Raw genomic sequence first — 15,369 nt, forward strand, 5'->3', positions numbered from 1 at the left:
AAAATAGGTCGTGAGTTATCCACAGCGGGATGTGGATAACTTTGCAGACTATGACCAACAAAATGACACGTCCTGTAACAATAACGGAGCTTTTAAACCCCCTTTTCGTCTATATGAGAGCGGTTTGCGCCCTTTTTGTATCTCCGTTATTTATTTTGCGACGGTGATTTGCTGTGGGTTATTTGTGGATAAAAAATGCTTGCATCCATGCCGATTTGCAGGTTACTTGTGTATCCCGTCAATGCCGCCTACACTGCTTATCGCTATACGCTATCCGGCCTTCGTGTAGCCTCGCTGAGCATGCTGATTTTACGCGTGACCGTTCGTTTTATACCGCATGCTTGGGACATCTGTGTGGCTGCATTGATTCGTTCGTTTTATGCAATCCAACCACGTACGCATGTCTGATACACTAAAATCTCCCCTCTTTACGGATGCCGATCGGGTTGCCCTGCCCGATGCGGAATCGCTTGAAGAGGGACTTTCTATTGAACGGGTGTTCGCGTCGGAGGGCGAGCATCCCTTTGAGAGTGTGACCTGGGAGACGCGCGACGCCGCGATCAAGAATCCGAGCGGCGAGGCTGTCTTCGAACAGCACGACGTTGAGTTTCCTGAATCGTGGAGTCAGTTGGCCACAAACGTAGTAGCCAGCAAGTACTTCTACGGCGACCAGGATGCTGGAAACGGAAGTCCAGCCGATGGGCAACGCGAATACTCCCTCAAACAGCTTATTGACCGCGTCACCCGCACCATTACGGAATGGGGGCGCGAGCAGGGCTATTTTGCCTCGGACGAGGATGCCGACCGTTTCTATGACGAACTGACCTGGCTCTGTACCAACCAATACGGCGCGTTCAACTCGCCGGTATGGTTCAACGTGGGGCTGGGCCAGCAGTACGGCATTCGCGATACCGGCGATAAGAAAATATACGGCTGGGATCACGAGGCACAAGAGGTTGTGCGGGTGGATCCGTACATGTATCCCCAGGCGTCGGCCTGCTTCATTGTGGATGTGGAAGACTCCATCGACGGCATCTGGAAGACGATGGGCGAAAGCGCTCGTCTGTTTAAGTTTGGGTCCGGCGTGGGGGCGGACTGGAGCACGCTGCGTTCGTCGAAAGAGAAGCTGTCGGGCGGTGGCCAGCCAAGCGGACCGGTAAGCTTCATGAAGGTGCAAGATGCCACTGGGGGCACGATCAAGAGCGGTGGGAAAACGCGCCGCGCCGCGATCATGCAGACGCTGAAGTGCTGGCATCCCGACGTTGAGCAGTTTGTGGAGGCGAAGCAGACCGAAGAAAAGAAAGCCTGGGCGCTGATTGAGCAGGGCTACGACGGCTCGTTCAACGGTCCGGCATACGGTGCGGTGGACTTCCAGAACGTGAACCACAGCCTGCGCGTGACGGATGCGTTCATGGAAGCAGCTGAGCGCAGCGAATCCTTCGAACTGCGCGCGGTAACTACCGGCGAGGTGGTCGATGAAATAGACGCCGCTGAGCTGCTGCACAAGGTCAGCGAAGGTACCTACATCTGCGGCGATCCAGGCTTGCAGTACGAGGATACCATTCAGAAGTGGCATACGGTTCCGAATACAGCGCCGATCAACAGCTCGAACCCCTGCAGCGAATTTATGCATGTCGATAACTCGTCATGCAACCTGGCGAGCCTGAACCTGCGCAAGTATCAGCGCGACGACGGATCGGTGGATGTGGAGCGGCTGCGGGCCGCGGCGCGCATCTACATTACGGCGCAGGAGATTCTGGTGGATAACGCCGGATACCCCTCCGAATCCATTGCCCGAAACAGCCATCGGCTGCGTCCGCTCGGACTTGGCTTTGCTAACATTGGCGCTCTGCTGATGGCGATGGGCCTGCCGTACGACAGCGACGAAGGTCGCGCTGTGGCGGGTGCCATCATGGCGATTGAGCACAGCGAAGCGTATGCCCGAAGCGCCGAGATTGCGGCGAACAAAGGCATCGGTCCGTTCGAGGAATACGCCACGAACGAAGAGCCCATGCTCGACGTGATGCGCATGCATCGCAACGCGGTGCACAACATCGACCGCGACGATTGCCCGGATTACTTGCTGAAAGCTGCGCACGAGAGTGCCGAGCGCATGGTGGCACTGGGCGAGCGCCACGGCTACCGCAATGCGCAGTCTACGGTGTTGGCCCCTACGGGCACCGTTAGTTTCTTCATGGATTGCGATACCACCGGCATTGAGCCGGACATTGCACTCGTGAAGTACAAGCTGCTGGCCGGCGACGGCGAAGGCATGTTCAAGATCGTGAATAAGACCGTGCCGCTGGCGCTGAACCGCCTGGGCTACTCCGACGATGAGATCGAGGCGATCATCGCCTATATCGATGAACACGACACCATTGAGGGCGCGCCGCAGCTCAAAGATGAGCATCTGCCGGTGTTCGACTGCGCATTTGCTCCAAACAACGGCGAGCGGTCGATTCACCACCTCGGCCACATCAAGATGATGGGCGCGGTGCAGCCGTTCGTCTCGGGGGCCATTAGCAAGACGGTCAATATGCCCGAGAACGTCGCTCCCGACGACATCGCCGATGCCTACCAGAAAGGGTGGGAGGTCGGCTGCAAGGCGGTCGCGATCTACCGTGAGAACTCGAAGCGGAGTCAGCCGCTGTCGACCAGCGAAGGCGGCAACACGCAGAAGTCCGACGCCGAGAAAGCCGCAGCCACGGAAGCAGCCACGGAAGCAGCCACGGAAGCAGCCGCCCAGGCCGAACCCTCAGGCGACGGCGCGATGCCTGACGCAGAGCCCGCCGAGCCGGAGATCCGTGAGAAGGTCGTGTACAAGCCGACTCGAAAGCGTTTGCCGGATGAGCGTCCGTCGATCACGCACAAGTTCTCGATTGCCGGTCACGAAGGCTACCTGACGGTGGGCCTCTACCCTGAGACCGAGCAGCCGGGTGAGATCTTCATCACGATTGCCAAGCAGGGTTCGACCCTTGCCGGCATGATGGACGCCTTTGCCACCAGCGTGTCGATCGCACTGCAGTACGGCGTGCCGCTGGAAGATCTGTGCCGCAAGTTCAGCCACATGCGGTTTGAGCCGAGTGGCTTTACGAACAACAAGCAGATCCCCATCGCCAAGTCGATGATGGATTACATCTTCCGATACCTATCCATCAAGTTCTTGGATGCGGAACCACAGACGTCCGATGCGGCGGAGGGTACCGTGGACCCTAACACGGCCGCTGGGGAGACGTCCTCCCGCAGCGGCGCCGCCTCCGATGCCGCCCAGGCCGAGCTCGATTTTGGCACGATGGACACACCCTCATCCGAGACGCCAGCGTCCAAACAAGCGCCGGCAATTGACGACGAGGACTCGCTGGTGGGCCAGACCATCGATGCCTTCATAGAGACCGCGAGCGACGCCCCGGCCCAGAAGGCCGTCATGCAGACCACGGCGAAAACCACCTACAAGAACCAGGAGGATTCGCCGCCCTGCGCCAACTGCGGCACCATCACCGTGCGCAGCGGCGCCTGCTACATCTGCCCGGCGTGTGGGACGACGACCGGGTGTGGGTGATGCACATCGGAACGTATCTCATACACAACCGCCCGGTCCTCCATGTGGAGGGCCGGGCGGTTTTTTGATGGGATGGATCAGTCCCGCGAATAAAACCGGTCATCCGTCCACCGGACCGGATTCTCGCGGATGTACCGGCGAATTTGACGCAAGGCCCGTCGATTGCGAATGATGTGATCGTAGAAATTGCGTTGCCACACAGGCGCACCCGGCGTATCGCGATGCCGGTTGATTCGTTTCGTGGCAATCGATTTGAATTGCCGCATGATGGTAGAGACCGACCCGGCAATCGCCCGTCCGTATGCCCGGTTATGATCGGACATTGGCATGTTGCCGGGATGGGGAAACGTTTCCCCGTAGGGATTCATCGGCGATGAATCCCTACGGGGGGACGCGGAATCGGGATGAATCCAAATAATCCCGTGTACGTGGTTGGGCATCACCACAAACGCATCCAACGTCACGGCGTCTCGCACGCGTTCGGTGCGGTGCCATTCGTCGGATACGATGCGTCCGTACGCATTCACATGCATGCGTTTCGCGGCCACGGTGCCGAACAGATGGCGCCGTTCGTGGGTGCAGGTCGTAATGAAATACGCCGCAGGCTGTCGATAATCCCAGGTGGGATGCCGTATCGACTGGCGGTCGTGTTTGTCGGGATTGTAGGCCATAGCGGCCCCGGGGCTTTTCCCATACGACACAAAACCCCCGTTTTCGTAACGAGCCCCCCTTCCACTGCGCTGTTGTCGGTTGATCGTGCTGCCAGCCTGCACATCCGAAACAGCCCCGGCTACTCTTCAGCCATCATATCCCGGAGAACTGCGCGCGCATCCTCTTCAAATCCAGCAGGCACTTGCACCTTTACGCCTCCCGCTCGTGAGGAGAAAAACATGGTGAGGCCGGTCATGTCCTCATGAATCACGCGGCAGGGAATGTCTTCAGCCTCAAGTTGCATGCGGGCCAGGTGAGCCTGGTGCGGCGCATCGAACTGGGCGACAGTAATAAGCGTGGCCATAGACAAAACAGCAGTTAACAACAACGGTGCCACATATACGCATCATCTGGCTGGTGCGTTCGCCAAGAAGAGGCGTTCCTGTTTAGGCGCACTACCGTACGGCTGTGCTGTGGGGCCATAGCGAGGTCGTTGTTGCCAGTGGATGCTCTATGAGGTGATGGATCCGATCTACCAACGCATCAACGGAGCCTGTGGGTATAACGTATCCGTTCACCCCCTGGGTGATATGCTCGGCCATGCCCGTATCGCGGGTGGCTACGACGGGCACGCCACACGCCAGCGCTTCGGCGGGAGCATACCCGAAGCCATCCTCATAGCTTGGATGCACAAACACATCGGCCTGCTGCAAGACCGGCAGCGGATCGCCGGGGGCAACGGTGATGCGAGGGTCGCGAGCACAGGCGCGCTGCATATAGCGACGCATAGTGGGGGTGGACCATCCGCCTACCAGAGTCAGACGAAGCGGGACATCCGACAAACGAGCAAAGGCGTTAACAAGCAGCGGAATCCCTTTGGTGGCATCAAGACGCCCAACATATACGATGTGGAAAGGGCCCTGGTGTGAGCGGTGGGCTGGGGGCACAAACCGATTGGCGGGGTGCAGATTCGTTCGTACGAGGCACGACTCGGGAATGCCTGCTTCTACAAAAGAGTCGTGCACGTAGGTCGAATGCACGTAAATGCGATCGGCGAGCGCGTACTCGGCTTTTGTTTTGCGCCGCTGGGCGTCGTTGAGCCACGAGTCACGGATTCCAAGATCGCCGGCTGCCTTCGCGTGCTGACGCGTAACGGTGTCTACATGGCTGTTGGCAGCCACCAGTTCGAGCGTGGTGTATCCGGCGCGGTGGGCCGCCTGAAAGGTGCGAAGCGACTTCCCAACGAACCCCATGTAAGTGTGTCCTGTGGGGGGAAGCGCATCAGCGAGAGCACGATCGTAGAGGTCATTGCCCAGATGATTGCGCCAGCCCGGCATCCACCGGATGGGCGGACAGGCTTGGACCCAAGAAGTCAAGCGCGAGGAGGCGACAACGTGCCCGTGTGCATCGTGAGGACGAACGCGCGGAGCCAGGTACTGATGTAGCGTGCCTGCATCACGGAACTCTTCGACCAGATGAGCCAGGTGTTGGCCAATGCCGCCAGCGCCGTACGCGGCGTTGCATCCAATAACGCGCATGATGACAGGGGGAGAGCAAGAGAACATAGTAGCACGTGCATAATGCTACAATGTCCCGCTGAAGTCATGCTTCTATGGATGAGAGCAACTGTAAGGTTTGGCGCATATTACGCCAACGTGCACGCCGCTGCATGCCTACTCGTCCATCAGCGAAACCAGCCTATCTCTTAGATACGGCTGAAGCGCTCCATTTCGTCATCGTCTTCGTCATCATCCACCATGTACTTATCGGTGGGCACCTCCAGGTAATCCATGAGCCAGTCGAGCGCCCAGACTTGGTTGTCTACGCCAATCCATTCGTAGCCGTTTTCGACATAGTCGGCCACAGACTCCCAGTCGACGGTCCAGTCTTTGTAGACGTGAAAGGAGAACTGGTGGTCGTCGGTCTCGAAGTAGATGGCTCCTTCCTCAGGATCATAGATGGTTTCTGCGCCATCATCTTCACGGGCCAGTTCAGCTCCAAATACGAGGAGAGGCACCTTAAAGCGATAGTCCATTTTATGAACACGCTTGGCTTGGCTGTTCAGGTAATTGGCCAAGACGGCGCACCCATCGCTGTACTGGATTGCCGCCTGAGCGGCTTCGCGCGTGGGCTCATCCGCATCTATTTTGTCGAGGGCAGCTTCAACAAGCGGCCAGATCGCAACGGGGTCGTCGCTCTTGGTGGTGCGCTCTTTACGAGGTATATCTACAGTGCGCGATTCGATGTCCACAGGTCCTTAGTGTTGGGGTGAGGTTACAAGCGTTGCTTTGGTGCGAGCGTCTGAGGCCAGCTGCTGCCAGCCCAATGCACACGGTACCGCAGAGGATGTGTCAGATCCACGCACCAAGCAAATGGATATTGTATGGTACCTTAACCGAGTGAAGCGGTCGGCGTTCACGGTGTTTCCGGCCGATGCTCTAAATGTTACGATCTACCATCCTACACCATCCGTATCGCGGTCGTCATCGGACGGGGGATCGTCGTATTCTTCGAGTGGGAACTCGGCTTCGCGTGAGAGCGGGCTATTCTCCATTTCGGCAATGCGTTGCGAGAAGTCACCGACCAAGAACAGTGCATTGCGTCCTCCTTGTCCCCACGTGCTGGTTCGAAATGTGATGCGCTGATCGTTAAAGCCGACCCAGGCGCCTGTCACAAGGTCTGGATGCATGAGTACAAACCAGCCATCGGCGCTGCGTTGGGTCGTCCCGGTTTTCCCTGACAAATCGTACCCCGAGAGGCCAAACTGTGTACGCATTCGTATGCCGGTTCCAAAGTCGATGACACCGCGCATCATATCAACTACGGTATAGGCGGTGCGTTCGGAAAGCGCTTCTTGGGGCGCTGGCGTCTGCTCCCACAGTACATTCCCATAGCGATCTTCTACTCGTGTGATGGTTTGGGGCTCGTATCGTAACCCACCATTGGCAAGTGTACTGTAGGCGTTTACCATCTCTAACAGGGTTACGTCGGTCGTTCCCAGAGAGATCGCCGGGCCAACATCTTGGGGGCGAATGGTGCTATGTACCCCCATACGGCGGGCATATTGCACGATGGTACTTGGCTCAATATCGATGGCCAGGCGGGCGGTAACGGTATTGAGCGACCGGGCCAGTGCTTGGGTAAGCGTCACATCTTCGCCACTGTGCCCGCTAAAGTTGGTGGGGCTCCATATTTCGTCGGCCCCTTCATCGTAGTACTGAAATGTGCTATCTACATACGTTTGGAATGGCGAATATCCATTATCGATAGCTGCTGTGTAGACAAAGGGTTTGAAGGTAGATCCGGACTGCCGGCGGGCGATGCTCACTTTGTCGTACTGATCGCTGCGGAAGTCGCGTCCGCCAACCCATGCTTTGATCTGACCGGTACGCGGTTCCATAGAAACCATCCCGGCTTCAAGTCGCGTCTTGAGGGTGCGCAGCGAATCGACAAACGTCTCGTTGGCATGGAGCTCTTCGAGCGCTTCGGTGTCGCTGTAGCCGTCGTTGGTAAGCGACTGGTAATGGTTGGTGTCTCGAATATACTCGTTGACGAGGTTTGTATTCGTGTTCCAGAAATGGGCAAACGGCTCAAACCCTTCTTCGGAAACGCGTTCGAGGTACGGTTCAAAATCGATACCCAGCGAAGAGATCTGGGATTGCCCCCACTCATAATCGACCACAGCCTGCAAGCCCTCCATTTGCGCATCCACAGCCGCTTGCGCATGCTCTTGCACTTTACTATCGAGGGTTGTGTACACACGCAATCCATCGCCGTACATGTCGTGATCACTAAGCGGATGCGACGGATCGCGCGTGAGGCGCTGCAGTTCGTTGCGCACATGCTCAGCAAAGTACGGAGCTAAGCTAGCGTACAACTCGGCAGAGTGATACTCGGCATCTACAGGCTTTTCCCGATACTCCGCCAACTCTTCTTCGGTCAAAAACCCATTGCGTACCATTTGTCCGAGCACCACATTACGGCGACGCTGGGCGTTTTCGGGGTTGCGCACCGGGTTGTAATAGGTCGTCCCTTTCAAAAGCCCAACCAGTGTAGCTGCCTGGGGCACATCCAGTTCGCTGCCTCGGACGCCGTAAAAGGTGCGGGCGGCTGCATCAATTCCAAAGGCATTCGACCCGAAGCTCACCGTGTTGAAATACATCTCGACGATTTCGGTTTTGGTGTAGCGCCGCTCCAATTCAACAGCGGTAATAATTTCGCGGAGCTTGCGTGTCACGCTCACTTCGCGCCCTACTTCTTCGTCATAGAGATTACGTGCCAGCTGCTGCGAAATTGTGGAGGCCCCTCGCAGGTTGCCTGTGAGGGTACTTACGGTGGCTGCCACGATTCCTTGCAGATCTACTCCCCAGTGCCGGTGGAACCGGTGATCCTCAGTGGCAATGAGTGCTTCAATCGCATGCACACTTATGCTATCATATGGAAGCGGCGTTCGATTCTGGCGTGCGTACCGAGCCAGTTCTTCTCCATCGGCTGTGTAGGCAATGGTAGCCCGATCTAGCGACGGATTTTCAAGACTCTGCGTGGATGGGATGTCGGAGCTCAAATAGAAAAACATGCCGAGAATGAGCAGCACCCCTGCAAGGCCAATGGCTACAAAGATGCTTAGCACCGATGCTGCCTGCGCCATCTGCGGATGGTCAATCCATCGCCCCATCCAGCCTGTCCAAGGGCCGCTATCTGACCTCGCAGCAGCAGACGGAGAATCGCCTGCTTCCCCCGCCTGCTCTGAGATGGACTCATCAGAATCAGGAGGAGATTGGCTTGCGCCTTTGCGTGTGTCGGGGTCCTCGAAATAATTTTCTAACTCCTCGTCGGAGAATGACCACTGGTCTGACATGAAGCGTCAGCGTTCAGGAGGGAACAAACGGATACGAATAAGTGGAGGTGGCAGCCGCGCTATATGATCACGTAAAACGGAGACACATAACGGGAGCCGACTGCTTAGCACGCCGAACGATGCAGGTGAACCGATTTTATGGGTACTGCCCGTTTTCCGTTCCAGCGCATAAGTGTCCACCGGGTTCCCGTAAAACGCACCACCGTCCGTGTTTCGTACCAGGCTCCTGTATTTGCATATACCCCATCTTTGTATGACTGCAGAACCGGTTGATGACTGTGCCCCATCACTACCGCCGAGGCATTGGACGCATGCAGCACATGCTGTGCATGGATGCCAAGGGCGTTGACAACCTGCGGGTCGGTTGGACCGTGCAGCCATCGGCTCACCCGTTCGGCTCCAGCAAGCCCCCAATCGGCGGGGATAAGCGTGCGATATGCTGCCACCGCCCCTTTGTGACGCATAACCGTGCGCATCCAACGACCGAACCATCCGTGGGTGGAGGCGATGGCATCTCCGTGCGCCAGATACACTTGCTGCCCGAAGTGGTGCGCTATCCAGGGGCCATCGATCATGCGCACGCCCAGCTCGCGATCCATGTAGTCGAGGTGCCAGGGGTCGTGGTTGCCCATCAGGTAGATGACCGACCGTCCGCTTTCTACCCATCGAGCCAATTCGGCCTGTAGCCGTACCGCTCCCTTGGGTACGTACTTCTGATGTTCAATGTAAGCATCGAACACATCGCCTACCAGGTACAGGTACTGCGTTGTGTCGTAGTGCGCGCGCAGACAGTCAACAAGCGCCTGTTCATCGCGGCGCGTCGTGTGACGGTCGGCACGCCCGAAATGCATATCCGACACAAACAGAACCACAGAATAGGTACGACTATGGGAAAATACAGCGATGAATAGGAAAACCACACCCCATGGAAACTGACCGTGCTGAACTTTGCGTGGGGCATGTAGGTACAGCCGAATCGGTGCTTCTGCAAGCACCCTCGCCTGTTTTATACGGATGGTGCCCTGCCTTCATGAACCGTCAGTCGCAATACCAACCGCCTGCCCAGTTCTCGGTGTTCCCCCCCGTTATCAAGAACTTGCTGATCTTGAACGGGCTCTTTTTTATGGCACAACTTGTAGCGGAGGCCACGCTAAGTGACACCGCGGCCTTAACCACCGTGCTCAATTACATGGCCTTGTATCCGCCTGGGGCACCCGACCAAGGAATCACTTTATTCTTTCAAGGCGATGTACCCGGCTTCTGGATCTGGCAGCTGATTACGTACAGCTTCTTGCATGGTAGCTTCATGCACATCCTGTTCAATATGTTCATCCTCTGGATGTTCGGGGTGCAAATCGAAAACAAATGGGGGTCGGAGCGCTTCCTAACGTTCTACTTTGTGTGCGTTGTAGGAGCAGCCCTTACCCACTTGCTGTTCGTAGATAGCGCCGTACCCACTATTGGGGCCTCGGGAGGCGTGTTTGGTGTGCTGCTCGCCTTCGGCATGATGTTTCCCAACCAGCCGATCTACCTCTACTTCTTGTTTCCCATCAAGGCCAAGTGGCTGGTGATCGGTCTGGGCGCCTTTGAGCTGTTCGCTGGACTTTCCGGTACGCAAGCAGGCGTGGCCAACTTTGCCCACCTGGGCGGCATGGTTTTTGGCTTCCTCCTCATCCAATACTGGCGTGGTAAACTTCCTACACAGCCAGAACGTGAAATGCGCTGGTAACGCCCCTGTGATGTAGCAAAAACCGCATAGACTTTCCGAACGGTTGTCGTTAAACAGTTACGCTTGGACAAGCGGTTTGCAGGCCGACGGGTAAAACCTTGCTCCACGTCTGCGGTATACATACCCCTTATCTGTGCGTGATCTCGCGCTCCCCGTTCCTTTGGGAATCCAATTGCCCCCTCGTTGCCGTGAATCAGTTTCAATCTTGGTATAGCCGACAGCCTAAAGCGCTGCGCACCCTCATCGCCATTAACGTGGTGTTGTATGTGGTCTGGCAGTTCATTCGCTTGTGGAGTCCTGCCGAGGCGTTTGTCTACAACTATCTGGCGCTGCATACGGTCTTTCCGGGCGCACTGGTGGCTCCGTGGCAGGTGCTCACGTACAACTTTTTACATCTGCGTCCCGGCTTCTTTGGACTGCTGCACATCGCATTTAATATGCTGTGGCTGTGGTGGATCGGCAGGGAGTTTGAACGAATGCACGGGGCGCACGAACTTCTTGCTCTGTATATTTTGGGCGGAATCGGGGGAGGGCTTCTCTCGCTCCTGTTTGGCTTTCTGATGCCGGGGATCTTCGGAAGCGTCATTCACGGAGCCAGCGGGGCCGTGCTGGGCGTACTCATGGCGGTTGCTATCTTTTACCCCTACAAGAAAATCGCACTACTCTTCTTGGGTACAGTGCGTCTGCTGTACCTGGTGTTGGGCTTCCTGGCCATTGACGCCCTGCTGGCGCTTTCCTCTTCAGGCGTGGCCGTTACAGCCCACTGGGGCGGCGCGCTGGCCGGTTTCCTGGTGGCTCGCGCCTCGCAAAACGGCATCGACGTAACCTCGTGGGCCCGTATCTTTGTTGACGATAACAGCAGCGGACGCGGCAGCTATACCGCTCGCCGCCATGGACGCGGAAGCCGAACGACATCCTCAACCACCCCAAAGATGAGTTTGCTCGACCGCATTGAGATGTGGCTGGGCGGCGACCCGCAAAGCGGAACGTCTCCGTCCGATGCTTCCTCGACAGACAGTTCCTCGTCGAGCAGTGGCCGTTCGAAACGAACGACCACGCGTGGAGGCTCGCGATCGTCGAGTGGGCGCTCATCCAGTACTGGAGGCTCGGGCAGTGCCACTGAATCGGAAGTGGATCGTATCCTCGACAAAATCAGCGAACACGGCTACGAGTCGCTAAGCGAGGAAGAGAAACGCATCTTGTACGAGGCGAGTCAGTCATAGCGGGCTGTCACAGATGAGTGTTGGAGGGGGCGATGAGGAAGGACTGCTGACTGTGCTACCCAACCATTGAGGGGTAACACAGTACTACTACTCTGTCACACCTGATTGTTAGGGTATGGAGACCGTCCGAAACTCTGTGTCCCAGACCCTTCCAAAAAACCTGTCATGGTGAGCGCAGCCGAACCATCTCCCCGACGCTCAGCAGGCTCTGATCGATCGAGCGGCCCTGCTCATTTCGGGGGAGATTGTTACTCACTGCCTTCGTCAGTCGCTTCGCTCGTGTCAGACTCCGCACCTGCTAGACGCAGTTGCTCCGCTCAAGATGACAACATTAAAACAGGGCGTATTGCAACCCGAAGATTGACCTGTGACACAGCACTACGGCCCCCTGGAGAAGAGGTATGCTTTATGCGTACATAGACAACACGCGGAAACCGAAGGACGCAGAGCGTCCACCGCTTCGTCGCGACGCGGAGGGGCCGAAGGTCATGCCGGTTGTACATCGCGACGAGGGGGAGACCAACGATTGACCAACCATTGTGTGACACAGCAATAGCTGCCTCCTTATACAGCCTGACTGATCCCTGCATCTCCTTCATACAGCAAGCCTCATACAGCAAGTACAGCAAGGGCACGCGGCTCGAAAGCGGCGTGCCCTTGTGTGGTACTTTACAATATGCTACTCGTGTGCTACAGCGTGAGCCCCTCTCGACTGTCTTTGAGGACCTGAGCCGATGCATGCAGGCCCTCATACTCTTCGTCGTCGAGAGATGGGGTGACGCGCCCCTCAATGCCGTGGCGTCCAACGACACAGGGAAGACTCAAGCACACATCATGGATTCCGTAGGCCCCCTTGGTGCGCACACTCACCGGCAACACGCTCCGCTGATCTTCGACCACGGCACGCACAATGCGAGCAATAACAACCCCGATCGCTGTATCGGTGTGGCCTTTTCGCTCAATAATTTCGTAGGCCGCATTCCGCGCCTGTTCGAAGATGTCTTGCATGGCTTCTGCATCAAAGTCGTGTTCTAAGATGCCGCCTTCGCGCAGGGGCTGTCCACCAATGGTTGCGTTGCTCCAGATGGGCACTTCCGAATCGCCATGCTCGCCCAGAATATAAGCATGAACCGACCGTGGATCTACGCCGTAGTGCTTGCCGAGGAGCGCCCGGAAGCGAGCTGTATCCAACAGGGTGCCGGTTCCAATAACACGCTCGGCGGGACGGTCTGACAGGTGTTGCGTTACGTAGGTAAGCACGTCCACGGGATTGGTGGCCACCACAAGCATGGCTTCGGGAGCGTGCTTATCCAGATCAGCCACAATCGATTCAAAGATATTGACGTTGCGCTCTAACAGTTCAAGGCGCGTTTCGTCGGGACTTTTTTGGCTGGCCCCTGCCGAAATCACGATCAACTGCGCTTCCGCCATATCAGCGTACGTTCCAGCGCGGGCATTCACATTGCCGACCAGCATTTGCCCGTGCATCAGATCCATGGCGTGCCCCTCGGCCCGCCTATGATCTACATCCAGCAGAATGATTTCACTGGCCAGACGCTGATTAAAGAGCGCATAAGCAGCCGCTTGGCCTACATTGCCGGTGCCTACAATTCCGATAGTGCGACGTTGGATCATGGTAGTGCAAAACAGATCGGGAAAACACAATGTGTATGCCTGTACCTTATGCCGTTGGCAAACGTGCCCCATCTACACAACCACGTTACACACGAAGCGCTTTCGCTCTTGCGCTTTTGCACGTGCTACACACAGCCGAGTGACTTCAACGACAGATTGGGAGGTTACCAGCGACGGTTGCGATGTACCGTGTTGACTACTCGGAGTGTGCAGACGATTCTTATTTTTTGTGGATGCGAAGAGCCGCACATGCTCTTGCTGCCAGGCTCCCAAGCGTCTGTTACCGCCGGCCATTCACTTTGAACTGCCGAACCGACCGAATGGCGTGAGGATCACCGGAAAGCTCAACAGCGCGCTCGACCAGATTGTCGAGTTGTGCATCCGACAGCGGCTCGTTGAGCGCGTTCACGTCGTAGGCAATGCCGTATTCGGGAAAGTCGCAGTGGTTGGAATTGAGATTGCTGGCCCCGGCATCATACACCGAGTCGTCAATCGCCTTCTTCGTGCCCCGCACATCGCTGTGCACTACCGAAAGCGCCCAGTACGGAGGCTCTACGCGGGCTCCGATGGTTTCTTGCGGAGCAAAGACCGTGTCGCGCACCGTAGCGTGCTCGTTGAACATACGCGTGGTGGTGGCAATGCGTGAGGCGATGCGGGGCTGCGCTTCTTGGGTGGCTGCGCCGATATGAGGCGTAGTGACAACTTCCCCCACCTCTGCATAGGGGTTCTCCCACTCTTCGTTACTGCTGCCCGGCTCTTCCGGAAACACATCGATTGCAGCGGCCCGTACGTGACCTTCTTTGATGGCTCGCTTCAAATCATCAGGATCATACAAGAACCCGCGTGCAGCGTTGATGAACCCGCGTGGACTGTTCTCAGGGCGATCCGCAGCCAATCGCTTGAAGTGGTCGTACGTGATCAAGCCTTGGTTGGAGCGCCCTTTCGGATCTTCAGCTGAGACATGCAGCGTCACAAAATCCCCCCTGGCAAACGCCTCTTCGATGCTGTCGCAGGCCGTCCATCCCAGCGTTTCGCCCACCTCGCTGGCCACCTCTGAGGCATCGTAGAAACAGATGTCCATGCCAAAGTTGTCGGCCAACTTGGCGATTTGTTTGCCGATGTTGCCGAGTCCGATAATCGAAAGCGTTTTGCCCAGCAGCTCGTACCGACGCGAGCTCGACTTCGTCCATAAATGCTGGCGTCCTGCTTCATTCGCGGTAAAGATGCGTCGTGCAATCCCGATCATCTCACCAAAGACCATCTCCACGACAGACCGCCCGTTGCTCACCGGGTCGTTCATAACGAGCACGCCCGCCTCGGCACACGCCTGCTTGTCGACCGTGTCGTCGCCGATGCAGCAAAGCATAATCGCTGCCAGGTTGGGCGACGCGGCAAGCACTTCTTCGGTGACTGGAAACTTGCTTCGTTTGTAGAGCAGGTCGTGCTGCCCCTCTTCAAGCCGGGCAATGACCGATTCAACATCGGATGTCTCTTCGTCCGGCACGCGCTCGGGCGTAATACCTTGCTCAAGCAGGTAGTCGTCGAGCGACGGGTCGGGCTGCTCCAGGATGATGGCCTTTTGGAAGCGATCGTTCAGAAAGCGAGGACGGACAAGCGTGGGAGATTCCTGCATGAGAAACCGGGATTGTATAGAGGACTCAGCGATCGTATGATCGGTATGTTACGCATCCCGTTGAACGCATCTGATGGGGCA

General features: G+C 57.0%; 11 protein-coding genes. 3 read left to right on the forward strand and 8 right to left on the reverse strand.

Annotated features, from left to right (window positions below; genetic code table 11):
- Positions 1-400 precede the first annotated feature (400 nt).
- Positions 401-3,559 (forward strand): vitamin B12-dependent ribonucleotide reductase, encoded by a 3,159-nt coding sequence (locus tag ACZ5AL_RS11740; RefSeq protein WP_464510577.1) that lies wholly within the window; start codon positions 401-403, stop codon positions 3,557-3,559.
- A gap of 77 nt (positions 3,560-3,636) precedes the next feature.
- Here the strand turns inward: ACZ5AL_RS11740 and ACZ5AL_RS11745 are convergent, their stop codons facing one another.
- The 6 genes from ACZ5AL_RS11745 to ACZ5AL_RS11770 form a co-directional block, all read right to left on the reverse strand.
- A complete protein-coding gene (locus tag ACZ5AL_RS11745; protein ID WP_464510579.1) occupies positions 3,637-4,230 on the reverse strand; it encodes a transposase in 594 nt (197 codons plus the stop codon).
- Positions 4,231-4,349: 119 nt separating this feature from the next.
- A complete protein-coding gene (locus ACZ5AL_RS11750; protein WP_464510580.1) occupies positions 4,350-4,574 on the reverse strand; it encodes a putative signal transducing protein in 225 nt (74 codons plus the stop codon).
- A 91-nt stretch (positions 4,575-4,665) separates the two neighbouring features.
- The gene (locus ACZ5AL_RS11755) at positions 4,666-5,748 is read right to left on the reverse strand and encodes a glycosyltransferase family 4 protein (RefSeq protein ID WP_464510581.1); all 1,083 of its coding nucleotides are present in this window, start codon (positions 5,746-5,748) and stop codon (positions 4,666-4,668) included.
- 167 nt (positions 5,749-5,915) lie between these two features.
- The gene (locus ACZ5AL_RS11760) at positions 5,916-6,461 is read right to left on the reverse strand and encodes a hypothetical protein (protein WP_464510583.1); all 546 of its coding nucleotides are present in this window, start codon (positions 6,459-6,461) and stop codon (positions 5,916-5,918) included.
- A gap of 201 nt (positions 6,462-6,662) precedes the next feature.
- The gene (locus tag ACZ5AL_RS11765; RefSeq protein ID WP_464510584.1) at positions 6,663-9,068 is read right to left on the reverse strand and encodes a penicillin-binding protein 1A; all 2,406 of its coding nucleotides are present in this window, start codon (positions 9,066-9,068) and stop codon (positions 6,663-6,665) included.
- Between the two features lie 104 nt (positions 9,069-9,172).
- Entirely contained in the window at positions 9,173-9,940 is a 768-nt protein-coding gene (locus ACZ5AL_RS11770) for a UDP-2,3-diacylglucosamine diphosphatase (protein WP_464510585.1), read from the reverse strand.
- A 158-nt stretch (positions 9,941-10,098) separates the two neighbouring features.
- Between ACZ5AL_RS11770 and ACZ5AL_RS11775 the strand changes: the two genes are divergently transcribed.
- Both ACZ5AL_RS11775 and ACZ5AL_RS11780 read left to right on the forward strand, forming a co-directional pair.
- Positions 10,099-10,797, forward strand: a complete 699-nt coding sequence (locus ACZ5AL_RS11775) for a rhomboid family intramembrane serine protease (protein ID WP_464513296.1) — start codon at positions 10,099-10,101, stop codon at positions 10,795-10,797.
- A 188-nt stretch (positions 10,798-10,985) separates the two neighbouring features.
- Entirely contained in the window at positions 10,986-12,020 is a 1,035-nt protein-coding gene (locus ACZ5AL_RS11780; RefSeq protein WP_464510586.1) for a rhomboid family intramembrane serine protease, read from the forward strand.
- A 690-nt stretch (positions 12,021-12,710) separates the two neighbouring features.
- Here ACZ5AL_RS11780 and ACZ5AL_RS11785 read toward each other — a convergent pair.
- Together ACZ5AL_RS11785 and ACZ5AL_RS11790 are read right to left on the reverse strand one after the other, a co-directional pair.
- The gene (locus tag ACZ5AL_RS11785; protein WP_464510588.1) at positions 12,711-13,655 is read right to left on the reverse strand and encodes an L-lactate dehydrogenase; all 945 of its coding nucleotides are present in this window, start codon (positions 13,653-13,655) and stop codon (positions 12,711-12,713) included.
- Positions 13,656-13,935: 280 nt separating this feature from the next.
- A complete protein-coding gene (locus tag ACZ5AL_RS11790; RefSeq protein WP_464510589.1) occupies positions 13,936-15,288 on the reverse strand; it encodes an NAD(P)-dependent oxidoreductase in 1,353 nt (450 codons plus the stop codon).
- Positions 15,289-15,369: the final 81 nt, after the last annotated feature.

The sequence above is a fragment of the Natronotalea proteinilytica genome, from assembly GCF_055379935.1.

Coding starts and splice junctions, on each gene's coding strand:
- ACZ5AL_RS11775 (WP_464513296.1), top strand. CDS start 10,099: ATGAACCGTCAGTCGCAATACCAACCGCCTGCCCAGTTCTCGGTGTTC.
- ACZ5AL_RS11740 (WP_464510577.1), top strand. CDS start 401: ATGTCTGATACACTAAAATCTCCCCTCTTTACGGATGCCGATCGGGTT.
- ACZ5AL_RS11745 (WP_464510579.1), bottom strand. CDS start 4,230: ATGGCCTACAATCCCGACAAACACGACCGCCAGTCGATACGGCATCCC.
- ACZ5AL_RS11755 (WP_464510581.1), bottom strand. CDS start 5,748: ATGCGCGTTATTGGATGCAACGCCGCGTACGGCGCTGGCGGCATTGGC.
- ACZ5AL_RS11750 (WP_464510580.1), bottom strand. CDS start 4,574: ATGGCCACGCTTATTACTGTCGCCCAGTTCGATGCGCCGCACCAGGCT.
- ACZ5AL_RS11765 (WP_464510584.1), bottom strand. CDS start 9,068: ATGTCAGACCAGTGGTCATTCTCCGACGAGGAGTTAGAAAATTATTTC.
- ACZ5AL_RS11790 (WP_464510589.1), bottom strand. CDS start 15,288: ATGCAGGAATCTCCCACGCTTGTCCGTCCTCGCTTTCTGAACGATCGC.
- ACZ5AL_RS11785 (WP_464510588.1), bottom strand. CDS start 13,655: ATGATCCAACGTCGCACTATCGGAATTGTAGGCACCGGCAATGTAGGC.